Origin of the sequence: Oceanisphaera sediminis, from assembly GCF_039539745.1 — a bacterium.
Lineage (GTDB): Bacteria > Pseudomonadota > Gammaproteobacteria > Enterobacterales > Aeromonadaceae > Oceanimonas > Oceanimonas sediminis.
Genome location: NZ_BAABDS010000051.1, coordinates 1 through 12,343 on the forward strand (window position 1 = coordinate 1; position 12,343 = coordinate 12,343).

Consider the following 12,343-nt stretch of genomic DNA (forward strand, 5'->3'; position numbering starts at 1 on the left):
CTTTGAAACTCACACTAACCCGAATGAAAACAGCATCTTATTGGCACAGACACAGTTAACTCATACATAGCCGTTCACATTAAACAAGTGGTCTATTTAATTTCTGTATCAATGTCGGAAAAAGGGTCTCCTCCACCGACCCGCTTCAAGCACATCCATGTGACGCTCAGCACATGACGTCCCTGTCATGTGATGGTCGGTAGAGCAGATCCCTTTGTCCTCCCTGATGCTACAAAGTCGCCTGTTGGCCTGTCTGCGGGCAACTCGGTATTCCAAAAGAGGAAACAGAGAACGACTCCCTCGACCGTGAAATGCCAAGGACGGTATTTCCGAGCCCCCATGGATGGGTTCATGGCGTGTCGTGGGAGGTGGCTCTGTTGCCTCTGGTCTGGGGCCTCAACATGACCAGATCATTACTGGGGTTGGTATCAGATGCTAATACCAGCCCCTTCAAACGAGCTGTTTGCATGTCATATCACCCCCGACATAGCAGTCGGGGAGTGATCGCCAGATACGCGATAACGCTTACTCGGATGCCGCTATCAGGCTGGCGTTGCCGCCGGCTGCCGTGGTGTCGACACAGAGGTGGCGCTCGATCACGAAGCGCTCGGGCGCATCCTGACCGGTCAGCAGCGGCAACAGGGCACCGTCACGTTTCGCCAGAGCAACACGATATTGCCGCAGCGTCGGCTCGGCAGCCGCGCTGACCAGTGCTTCAAATCCACCAACGGTTTCCAGCGCGGCAGGCTGCAACAGCCCATCCAGCCCCAGCACGGGAATACCGGCCAGGCCGGCCAGTGCCGCTGGTGCGCCCGGCGCCACCACGACCACGCCATTGCCCTGCGACAGGGCGACGCCGGCCTGCTTCATGGCCGAGGCCAGATCCGGCCCCAGACAGAGCACAACACCACGAGGACGGCAAGACAGCCGGTTCAGCTCCCCGGTCGGTCCCGGCATTTCTTCCGGGGCGGCATCGAGGGCCGCGGGCACGGCACCAAAAACCGGCTGCAGCCGCGCCGCCCGATCCCGGGCCACAGACCAGGCCTTCACGTCCAGTCGGGTGATCGCCCGCTGCAGCTGATCCGCAGTCACCGTTTCTGCCCCGGCGGCGTCCACCGTCGCTACCGCGCCGGTTTTCATGAAGCGGCGCACATACTGGGGGCCACCCGCTTTCGGACCCGTGCCCGACAGCCCCTCGCCACCAAAGGGCTGAGAGCCGACGATGGCGCCGATCTGATTGCGGTTGACGTAGATGTTACCCACCTTGACCCGGTTGACGATGCGCTCAACCCGCTTGTCGACCCGAGTATGCAGGCCGAAGGTCAGGCCGAAGCCCTGGGCGTTGATCTGATCGACCACCTGCTCGATTTCGTCCGCCTCGAAGGTGGCCACGTGCAGTACCGGCCCGAAGATTTCTTCTTCCAGCTCATGAATGCCTTCCAGCCGAATCACCGTCGGTGCCACAAAGCGCCCCTCGGCCGGTACCGGCAGTTGCTTGAGCACCCGCCCCAGGGCGGCGAATTTCTTGCAATGGGCTTCGATACCCTGCTTGGCGTTGTCGTCGATCACCGGACCCACATCGGTAGACAGCAACCAGGGATCACCCACGCTCAGCTCGTCCATGGCGCCGAACAGCATCTCCAGCAGGTGATCGGCAATGTCCTTCTGCACATAGAGCATGCGCAGGGCGGAGCAACGCTGACCGGCACTCTGGAACGAAGAAGCCAGTACATCGCGTATCACCTGCTCCGGCAGGGCGGTGGAGTCCACGATCATGGCATTCAGGCCGCCGGTTTCCGCCACCAGGGGCGCATCCGGCGCCATTGACTCGGCCATCACCTTGTTGATGTGCTGGGCCGTGGCGGTAGAGCCGGTAAAGCAGACACCGGCAATACGCGGATCCGAGGTCAGCGCCGCACCGACGGTGCTGCCGCCGCCGGGCAGCAGCTGAATGGCGCCCTTGGGAATACCGGCTTCATGCATCAACTCGACGGCCCGAGTGGCGATCAGCGCGGTCTGGCCGGCCGGCTTGGCGATAACGGCATTACCTGCCGCCAGCCCCGCCAGTACCTGACCGGCAAAGATTGCCAGCGGGAAGTTCCAGGGCGAAATACAGGCAATCACACCGCGCCCGGCACCGAACTCCTGATTACGTACCGCTTCATTCGGATAGTAACGGGCAAAGTCGACGGCTTCGCGAATTTCGGCTACGCCATCGAGCAGGCTCTTGCCCGCTTCCCGGGTCGCCAGGGCGAACAGCTCGTGGACATGCTCTTCAAACAAGTCGGCCACACGGCGAATGCGGCTGGCTCGCTCTTCTACCGACAGGGCGGACCAGGTCTGGAAGCCCGCCTGTGCTTCGCGAATGGCGCCTTCGATATCGTCCTTCGAAGCCTGGGCCACATGACCCACCAGATCGGACGGCCTGGCCGGGTTGCGCACTTCCTGCACCTCGCCACCCTGCACCGCGCAGGCCAGCACGGGGCCGCCGGTCCACTGATGGCGCTTGAAGCGGCCACGGCCCTCTTCGATCTCGGCCACTTCCACCGGGTCGGTGATGTCCCAGCCCTTGGCATTGAGGCGCTCGGCACCATACAGATCCGCCGGGCGGGCAATGATTTTACTCGACACCGCATCCCCCATGGCCGCGACGGTATCGAAGGGGTCGCGGGCGATGTCTTCGGGCTGTATGCGGGTATCGACAATCTGGTTGACGAAAGAGCTGTTGGCACCGTTTTCCAGCAAACGGCGTACCAGATAGGCCAGCAGATCCTGGTGGGCCCCCACGGGCGCATAGATACGACAGCGGGTTCCCTGTTTGGTGAGCACCGCATCATGCAGCGATTCGCCCATGCCGTGCAGACGCTGGAATTCGAAGCAGTCACGTCCCTGAGCCAGTTCCAGAATGGCGGATACCGAGTGGGCATTGTGGGTCGCGAACTGGGGATAGATGCGATCGGTCATGGCCAGCAGTTTTCTGGCGCAGGAAATGTAGGACAAATCGCTGTTGACCTTGCGGGTGAAGACCGGGAAGTCGGTCAGGCCCATCACCTGGGCGCGCTTGATCTCCGCATCCCAGTAGGCACCTTTGACCAGGCGTACCATGATGCGTCGGTCCAGCTTTTCGGACAGCGCATACAGCCAGTCGAGCACATGCGCCGCCCGCTTGCCGAAGGCCTGCACCACGACACCAAAGCCGTCCCAGCCCGCCAGCGAGGGATCGGACAGCACCGCTTCGATCACATCCAGAGACAAGTCCAGGCGATCGGCTTCTTCCGCATCGATATTGAAGCCCATATTGGCGGCTTTGGCCTGTCTGGCCAGTTCCAGCGCCCGGGGCACCAGCTCGTTCATGACCCGATCTTTCTGGCCAAATTCGTAGCGAGCGTGCAGTGCGGACAGCTTGACCGAAATACCCGGGTTCTTGCGAATTTCCTGGTGACCACAGTGCGGTGCCAGGGACTTGATGGCATCGGAATAGGCGCGGTGATAGCGCAGCGCATCCCCGTCGGTACGAGCAGCCTCTCCCAACATGTCGTAGGAATAGGTATAGCCCCGCGCTTCATAATTTTTCGCACGCTTGAGTGCTTCTTCGATATTGCGGCCCAGAACGAACTGGCGCCCCATTTCCTTCATGGCCTGAGCCACGGCCGTGCGCACCACGGGCTCGCCGAGGCGCTTGACCATGCCGCGCAGGGTGCTCGCCAACCCCTTGCGGTCGACCGGAGAGAGCAGCTTGCCGGTCACCAGCAGTGCCCAGGTGGAGCTGTTGATCAGCGAGGAGCCGGAGCGGCCACGGTGCTCGGCCCAGTTGCCGGATGAAATCTTGTCTTCGATAAGCTCGTCGATGGTGCTCTTGTCCGGCACCCGCAGCAGGGCCTCGGCCATACACATCAGGGCCACGCCTTCCTTGGTGGTCAGGCCATACTGGGCAAGAAACTTTTCCATGATGGTTGGCGTGGCGTTGGCACGCACATCCTTAACCAGCGCGATCGCCCGTGCGGAGATGCTGGCACGCTCATCGGGGGATACCTGTGCACTGGCCGCCAACGCCTTGACGACGGTGGCCTCATCGGCCAGATAGTGGCTACGCATCTGTTCCCGGCTGGACGCCATCGATTGTGCTTGTTCTTTCATCCGACCTACTCCCTTGGTGTATGCAGTCTTGTTGCCGCCATTCTACCCACAAACAGAGAGTCACATTTCCTATATGAAATCCATAAGCATTACTTTATGACTATTTATTAATATTAATTTTTAACTTTTCACCATAAAAATATAAATGACAGGAAAATAGACTAACCTCGCCATCCAAAGCCGGTCCCGGCAAGGCACGACAGTCTCCGGAGAAGTACCGGATTTCGAGTATGAAGACGCCTGCTCTCGGGCGTTATCAGGCTAGCTGAACCGCTAGCCCGGAAAGCTGTCATCGCACAGGAACCGATCAGCGCCCTCGATCGGTGATCCGCGCAACATTCGGCATCACTGCGACGGTTAAAACACACGGCCATCGCTCTGGAATCAAAGGGATTAAATAACTGCTCTATTTGGTTGCTCTGCAAAGATCGGACAAAGGCCCCACTCCGCCGACACGCCGTGAATCCTTCCCTGGAGGCTCCGCCGCACCATCCTTGGCGCGGAGGGTCGGCGGAGCAGATCCCTTTATCCTCTCTGATGCCAAGGAGTTGCCTGTTGGCGTCGTTTACAGGCACCTCGGTGCTCGAGAAGAGGCAACAGAGATCGACTGCCACGACCATGAAATGCCATGGACGGCATTTCCTGAGCCCTCAGGGATGAGTTTATGGCGTGTCGTGGGAGGTGGCTGTGTTGCCTCTGAGCTCGGGTTTAAAAATGATCAAATCTTTATTCATATTGGCATGAAACCAATAGCCCATTTCACCAATAAACAAACGTATGTAGAATATTGGAATATATTTAAACAAACCAATGGGAATAAAAACCAAAAATGACGGAAAAAACAGGAAATCTGGATAGAGCTGATCTGCAGATCATCAAGGAACTCCAGGAAGATGCCCGGATGACACTTACCGAGCTGGCTTCCCGCGTCGGCCTGTCGAAGACCCCCTGCCAGCTGCGCATGCGCCGCCTCGAGGAACAGGGCTATATCACCGGTTATACGGCGCTGGTCGATCATGGCAAGCTGGGGCGGAATCATATCGCCTTTGTGCAGGTCACCCTCAACGATACCAGCAGCAAGGCGTTGACCGCCTTTAACAAGGCCGTCCGCAAGATCGGAGAAGTCGAGCAATGCCACATGATCGCCGGGGGTTACGACTATCTGCTGAAGGTACGCACCAACGATATGCTTTCTTACCGTATGGTGCTGGGTGAAAAACTCTCCACCCTGCCGCATGTGGTGCAAACCAGTACCTTCGTGGTCATGGAAAGTGTGAAGGATCTCGGCCTATAGGCACGGCCGGTCACCCAGGCATAAAAAAGCGGGAAGTCGATGTCGACTTCCCGCTGGTCATTTACCGCTTACGGCTTACGGCTTACGGCTTACGGCTTACGGCTTACGGCTTACGGCTTACGGCTTACGGCTTACGGCTTATAAAGTTTAAAGCTCTTCTTCCAGATAAGTGTACCCTTCCAGACCGGCGGTCAGCTCTTTCATCAGCATGGCGCGGGTTTCTTCATCCAGATCCGGCTGATTCACCAATACCTCGTAACGGGCGTTGATCACCGACGGATCTATGTCCACATAACGCAGCATGTCGGCTACCGTATTGCCGGCTTTCACGTTATTGACCACCACCTTGCCCTGCTCGTCTACCGACACTTCCGCGCTGTGGGTATCACCGAACAGGTTGTGCATGTCGCCCAGAATTTCCTGATAGGCGCCCACCAGGAAAAAGCCCAGATACTGGGGCTGACCGGGAATAAACTCCGGCATCGGCAGCGTGGTTTCCACCCCCTGGCCATCCACGTACTGATCGATGGCACCGTCCGAATCACAGGTGATATCCAGGATCACGGCGCGACGGGTCGGCGCTCTGTCCAGACCATCCAGCGGCAATACCGGGAAGATCTGATCGATACCCCAGGCATCGGGCAGCGACTGAAACAGGGAGAAGTTGACGAAACACTTGTCTGCCAGCTTCTCGTTCAGCTCGTCGATAATGGGTCTGTGCGCCCGGTTAACCGTATCCAGCCGTGACTTGATGCCCAGACAGATGTTGAGGTGCATTTCCTCGGCCCAGGCTCTGTCTTCCAGGGTCATCAGCCCCATGTTGTACTGCTGGTGCACATCGGCCAGCTCGGCCACGGTATCGTGGTAGATTTCAAGCAATGGCGGATCTTCCTGGCACAGGTCTTCCCAGGTTTCCCAGATGTTCTGCAGCAGAAAGGCGGCGTCGTCGGCCGGCGCTTTCGCCGCCTGGGGTTTGGCCGATTCTGTGCTGATCACATCGGCTATCAGCATGGCATGGTGCGCGGTAATGGCCCGGCCGGACTCACTGATGATCAGCGGATAAGGCAGTTCGAATTCGCGACACACATCCCCGATACCCCAGACCACATTGTTGGCGTATTCGCGCAGGTTATAGTTGGCCGAGCAATAGCTCTGCGAGCGGGTTCCTTCGTAATCCACGCCCAGACCACCGCCCACATCGACGATGTCGACCGGTACGCCCATGCGGCGCAGCTCGCCATAGAAACGGCCGCATTCACGCACGCCTTTCTGAATATCACGAATATTGGCAATCTGGGAGCCCAGATGAAAGTGCAGCAGCTGCAGCCAGTCCAGACACTCTGCATCGCGCAACTGCTTGACCAGATTGAGCACATGAGCCGCGCTCAAACCAAACTTGGACTTTTCACCGCCGCTGGACTGCCACTTGCCGGCACCCTGGGAGGCCAATCGGGCCCGCACACCGAGGCGAGGGGCCACGTTGAGGCGTTTGGCCTCGTCCATCACCATGGTCAGCTCGGACAGCTTCTCGATGACGATGTACACCTGATGGCCCATCTTGGTGCCCATCAGCGCCAAACGAATATATTCCTTGTCTTTGTAACCGTTACAGACGATCACCGACTCGGTTTCATGACTGTGCGCCAGCACGGCCAGCAGCTCCGGCTTGGAACCGGCCTCAAGCCCCAGGCGCGGCTTGTCTTTGTAGGCCTTGGTGACCGCGTCCAGCACACCGCGCTGCTGGTTGACCTTGATCGGATAAACGGTCAGGTAATCGCCTTCGTAACCGTAATCTTCGATGGCGCCGCTAAAGGCATTGAACAGGGCATCGATGCGGCTTTTGATAATATCGGGAAAACGCAACAGCACCGGCGCGGCATAGCCTTCGGCCTTGAGCTGCTCGACCACCTCGGACACCACCACTTTTGCCTCGGGCCGGGTTTTATCGGGGGTAACCACCACCCGTCCCTGATCGTCCAGATGAAAGAAGCCCGCGCCCCAGTAAGGCAGGTTATATACTTTGAGCGCGTCGTTTGCGGACCATTCAGCCATATTCTTTGTCCCCTTTGATTGTAAGGGTCATAGAAGATCCGGGCCTGGGTAAGGCCCGGTACGATAATTTTGCAACGCTCGGAGGGTATCGAGCGCCCGCGACTTCAGCAAGCATCACCGCAACATTAATAGCAACGGCCATGGGCATGGCTTGTCCTGAAAAACGGGAGCCGAGTCTACACACAGACTCGGGCGCTGACCAGCGTATGAAACCACTTGCAGCCATTTTATTGCACCGCCCGTATCTCCAGTAACGAGCCCAGGGTATGCAGAAAATGCAGACCGTAATGACGCCCCAGTTCATAGTCCTGTTCCAGCTGCGCCCGACTCGATCCCAGCACCCGGCTTTGCAACGGCTGGTGTGGAAAAATCTCGATGATCTGCGCATCCTTCGGCGGGCAATGGATGAAGTCGTGAAAGTCGTTGAAGCAGCGTTCATGCGCCTCCACTATCTGCATCAGATCGCCCAGCCGTTCCCGGCCTATCCAGCCTTCCAGCTTGCGTGCCCAATGTGGACTGAAGCGGCTGTGCTGGGGCACGGTGCGGATCACCACTATGGTGCGCGCCCCGCGGCGATAGGCCTCGCGCACCGGAATGGCGTCGGCGACGGCACCGTCCACATAGCGTTCGCCCTGCCACTCCACCCCGGCCCGGTAAAACAATGGAATGGCGCTGGACGCCTTCAACCCCAGCATCCAGTCGCTCTCGCCAGGGTGAAAATAATGGGGTTGGTAATCCCCGGTACGGGTGCTGCAAAACAGCAGCTCGCGCCCGTTCAGCCGCTTGCGACCGGTGTGAATATCCAGCGGCAGGCCATGGGTCAGGACGTCGAAAAACCAGTCCAGATCCACTAGGTCACCGCCACGGGCAAAGTGCAGCGGCCGGAAAAAATCGGTACGGGTGGTATATTCCTCAATCAAGGTGCGGGCGTACCCCCGGGCATCACAGACAAAGGCGGACAGGTTCTGTGCACCGGCCGAGGTGCCGATCAAAATATCGAAGGGGTCGAAACGGGCTTCCATAAAGACATCCAGCACCCCGGCGGTAAAAATGCCCCGCTGCCCGCCCCCTTCACACACCAGAGCCATCTTGCCGTTGCGTCCCCCGGCATCGGCATACAAGGGGGTGATATGGTCAAGGCTGACCGAAACATGATTGGTCATAGTGATTCCCTTCATCAAACCGTATGCGTGGTGCCATGGCACCGTCATCGGGACGGATTGGAATTCACGTTATGATGCGGGTGACAGGCTGCTGTCCCGCATTCGACCCGATACTAAAATCATAGCCAATCCATCGCGCGGGGGCGGATTACGGGGTTAACGGTCACTGTGGCCCAGGTCTCTGTCCGGCGCGATATGATCCCGCAACCGCTGTTTAACCTCTTTGGCTTCGGGAAAGCCCTCGTCGGCCACCCGACACCAGATAAGGGTGCCGTCGACCAGGATCTGGAACTGACCTTTTTCACCCGGGATCAGGGCCACCTCGCCCACCTCGTCATTGAAGGTCGACAATATTTCCTGCGCCAGCCAGGCCGAGCGCAACAGCCAGCGGCACAGGGAACAGTAGCGAATTTCCACTCTCGGTTTCATGGTTTTCCTTCTCTCAAAATAAAAAGTCTCGGAACGAAAAAGGGGTCGGCGTCGATAAATGACGCCGACCCCTTTTTATAACATGACTATCAGTATAACGAGTCCTGCGGCCACACCAGCCAGAGGCTTAGCGCCCCCACCAGCAACGCCGACACCACCGCCGCCAGTGCCGACCACCCGGCCCCTTTATGGCGAAGCCCCTGCTCTACCAGAGGCGGTATCAACGCCAGGGCCACCAGCCACCAATCCATGGGAATAAACTGCCAGCACAGGGTCAGCAGCAACACATAGGCACCGGTAAACTGACGGTCGGACACGGCACGATTCAGGCCACTCAACCACAAGATGCCGGCCAGCACCGCCAGAGACCCGGCGAGCTGGGCCAGCAGCAAGCTGCCGCCAATGGCCACGGTAATGGCAAAGGCGGCACCGCCGGCGGCAAAGCCCAACCCGACCCGGTCGCTACCGCCGCGCCACTCTCGCCAGCCCTGCCATAGCCAGAACACCAGCAGGCCGAACAGCGCTTCTGGATAGCGACCGAGCAAGGGCCATAATGCCAGCAGAAACACCCCACTGACCAGCACGGGAGTCAGTATTCGACGCCACAGGCTCGGTAGCAGCTCGGCCAAGGCCACCGCCCAGAGGGCAAACGGCAACCACTGGGTGCCCTTGGTCGGTAACAGATACCAGCCGGATGCCCAGCCCATGGTGATCCATACCGCCACCCCGGCCAGCCACCAGAATGCAGGCGGGCGCCACCAACCGATGGCGCCCGCAAACAAGGCCGGCAGCAGTGTCTGCAGCAGCAGATCCACGCCCATGCTAACCTCCTAATTTACTGACGAATGCCTTCGACAAACAGCTTGATATGAATGTCGTCACCCACGCCGGGCAGGCCATAACTCATGCCGAAGTCACTGCGCTTGATGGTGGTTTCGGCATTGAAACCGTTACGATAGCCGCCCCAGGGATCTTCACCCTCGCCGACAAAATCGACGTCAAAAGTCACCGGCTGGCTCACGCCGTGCACGGTCAGGTCGCCACTCAGCTTGCCGCTGTCTTTGTCACCTTCATAACCGGTGCTGGAAAAATTCAGGGTCGGATACTGGCGCACATCGAAGAAGTCCGGGCTGCGCAGGTGCTTGTCCCGTTCTTCATGGTTGGTATCGACGCTGTCGGCCTCTATGGTAAAGCTGGCCTTGGCGGCAGCCGGGTTTTCCGCGTCGAACTGGTACTCGCCTTCCAGGGTGTTGAAGCGCCCCAGCAGGGTACTGAAGCCCATGTGACTCACTTCAAAAACGGCCGTGGTATGAGCGGGATCCACCTTGTAATCGGCGGCCATCACCGGCCCGGCCAGTGCCAGGGAGGAAACCAGCAGGGCTACTTTTTTCATGTTCATAACAATCTCCGTTTCTGCCTAAATCAGGCGCAGATGGCGCCATATGATGCGTCTGGACTAGATAGTAGGATGCCTTGCAAACGAGAACAATTATAGCTTAACTAAAACATTATCAACTTTTAGTTAATAATGTTGTCTGTTGGCACGCCGGTATTTCAAAGAGAACAAAGAAATTGAAGATGATAAATAATGTTCATGGAATTGGTATAAGGAAGCATAAAACGTGGATCAATTATCCGCCATCCGGACCTTTTGCAAGGTGGTAGAGCTGCAGAGTTTTACCAAAACCGCGCAGCAGCTGGAGCTGTCGGTCGCCATGGTATCGAAACAGGTGGGCCTGCTGGAGCAGCATCTCAACGCCCGGCTGCTGATGCGCACGACTCGACGGGTCAGCGTCACCGAAGCCGGCCAGCTCTATTACGCACGCTGTCATGCCATTCTGGCCGAGCTGGAGCAGGCCGACGCCATGATCTCGGATCACAGTCGCCGACCCAGTGGCCCTATTCGTATCTCTGTGCCCATGGACTTCGGTACCCTCAAGGTGGCGCCGCTACTGGCGGAGTTTCACCGCCGCTACCCGGATATTCAGCTGATTCTGGAATACAGCGACCGTCTGGTGGCCCTGGTAGAAGAAAACTTCGACCTGGCGCTGCGCATCGGCGCCCTGCCCGACTCGTCGCTGATTGCCCGCCCCCTGGCACAGATACCACTGCTCACCTGTGCCGCGCCCGACTACCTGGACCGGCACGGCACTCCCTCTCATCCTTCGGCGCTGGCCGACCATAACTGCCTGCTCTATACCCTGAGCGAACCGCAATGGAGCTATCGGCAACAGGGGCACCATTATCAGGTGCGGCCCAAAGGCGCCATGCGTGCCAATACCGGTCGGGCACTGGCCCTGGCCGCCAGTCAGGGCATGGGCGTGATCATGCAGCCCCGCTTTATCGTGGAAGATTATCTGCAGCAGGGAACCCTGGTGCCGCTGCTGGAAGAGTTTGAACTACCGGCGGTCAGCCTGAACCTGCTCTACCCGCACCGGCATTTTCTGCCCAGTCGGGTAAAGTGCTTTGTGGAATACATGGAAGACTGCTTCAAACAGGCAAAATAAAGGGCGCACCCGGCGCCCTTGTTCTTGATGAACCATGGTTAACGAACCACAATCAACGAGTGACGATCAACGTTTTACACCCATCAGAAACTCCTGACGGGTTTCGGGACGGCTCTTGAAAATACCACCGAGCGAAGTGGTGGTGGTGGCGCTGGTGGCATCCATCACGCCGCGGGCCTTCACACAATAATGGGTGGCAGTAATGCTGATCGCCACGTCATCCGACTCCAGCAGCGCCTGCAACGCTACCAACACCTGCTGGGTCAGTCGTTCCTGCACCTGCGGGCGACGGGCAAAAAACTGCACGATACGGTTGATCTTCGACAGCCCAATCACCTTGCTGCGCGGAATATAGGCCACGGTAGCCGTACCGTCGATGGTCACGAAGTGATGCTCGCAGGTGCTGGTCAGGGTAATGTCCCGCACCTGCACCATTTCATCCACCTTCATCTTGTTCTCGATCAGGGTGATTTTGGGGAAGTAGCTGTAATCCAGACCGGAGAAAATTTCACGCACATACATCTTGGCGATGCGCTGCGGGGTTTCGGCCAGGCTGTCATCTTCGAGATCCAGGCCCAGCACGTCCATCATCTCGGTCATCAAGCCGGTAATGCGCGACTGTTTTTCATCCAGAGTCAGGTTATTACTTTTCATCGGGGTTTCCAGTCCCCTGGCCTCGAGGGCAGAACGAACTCGAATGGCGGCGTCGCTCAAAGCGGTCATGACAGGCTCCGTTGAATAAATAAAAAGCGGTAAAAAAC

Annotated in this window: 9 protein-coding genes; 2 read left to right on the forward strand and 7 right to left on the reverse strand. The window is 58.3% G+C overall.

What is annotated here, in order from left to right; genetic code table 11:
• Positions 1-525: 525 nt before the first annotated feature.
• Entirely contained in the window at positions 526-4,137 is a 3,612-nt protein-coding gene (gene putA, locus ABD827_RS17005; RefSeq protein ID WP_344965878.1) for a bifunctional proline dehydrogenase/L-glutamate gamma-semialdehyde dehydrogenase PutA, read from the reverse strand.
• Positions 4,138-4,966: 829 nt separating this feature from the next.
• Between putA and ABD827_RS17010 the strand changes: the two genes are divergently transcribed.
• Entirely contained in the window at positions 4,967-5,431 is a 465-nt protein-coding gene (locus tag ABD827_RS17010) for an Lrp/AsnC family transcriptional regulator (RefSeq protein ID WP_344965880.1), read from the forward strand.
• A gap of 147 nt (positions 5,432-5,578) precedes the next feature.
• On the opposite strand, the gene speA is transcribed toward ABD827_RS17010, so the two are convergent.
• From speA to ABD827_RS17035, 5 genes are all read right to left on the reverse strand, one after another.
• Positions 5,579-7,483: a biosynthetic arginine decarboxylase gene (gene speA, locus ABD827_RS17015; protein WP_344965881.1), complete on the reverse strand. Its 1,905-nt coding sequence runs from the start codon at positions 7,481-7,483 to the stop codon at positions 5,579-5,581.
• A 227-nt stretch (positions 7,484-7,710) separates the two neighbouring features.
• Entirely contained in the window at positions 7,711-8,646 is a 936-nt protein-coding gene (locus tag ABD827_RS17020) for a patatin-like phospholipase family protein (protein WP_344965882.1), read from the reverse strand.
• 156 nt (positions 8,647-8,802) lie between these two features.
• Positions 8,803-9,075: an Rdx family protein gene (locus ABD827_RS17025; RefSeq protein WP_298716337.1), complete on the reverse strand. Its 273-nt coding sequence runs from the start codon at positions 9,073-9,075 to the stop codon at positions 8,803-8,805.
• An 89-nt stretch (positions 9,076-9,164) separates the two neighbouring features.
• Positions 9,165-9,896 (reverse strand): hypothetical protein, encoded by a 732-nt coding sequence (locus ABD827_RS17030; RefSeq protein ID WP_344965883.1) that lies wholly within the window; start codon positions 9,894-9,896, stop codon positions 9,165-9,167.
• Positions 9,897-9,910: 14 nt separating this feature from the next.
• The gene (locus tag ABD827_RS17035; RefSeq protein ID WP_298716332.1) at positions 9,911-10,474 is read right to left on the reverse strand and encodes a YceI family protein; all 564 of its coding nucleotides are present in this window, start codon (positions 10,472-10,474) and stop codon (positions 9,911-9,913) included.
• Positions 10,475-10,697: 223 nt separating this feature from the next.
• On the opposite strand from ABD827_RS17035, the gene ABD827_RS17040 reads away from it, so the two are divergent.
• Complete coding sequence (locus ABD827_RS17040; protein WP_344965884.1) at positions 10,698-11,582, forward strand: LysR family transcriptional regulator; 885 nt, start codon at positions 10,698-10,700, stop codon at positions 11,580-11,582.
• A 66-nt stretch (positions 11,583-11,648) separates the two neighbouring features.
• Here the strand turns inward: ABD827_RS17040 and folE are convergent, their stop codons facing one another.
• The gene (gene folE, locus ABD827_RS17045; protein WP_344965885.1) at positions 11,649-12,305 is read right to left on the reverse strand and encodes a GTP cyclohydrolase I FolE; all 657 of its coding nucleotides are present in this window, start codon (positions 12,303-12,305) and stop codon (positions 11,649-11,651) included.
• Positions 12,306-12,343 lie beyond the last annotated feature (38 nt).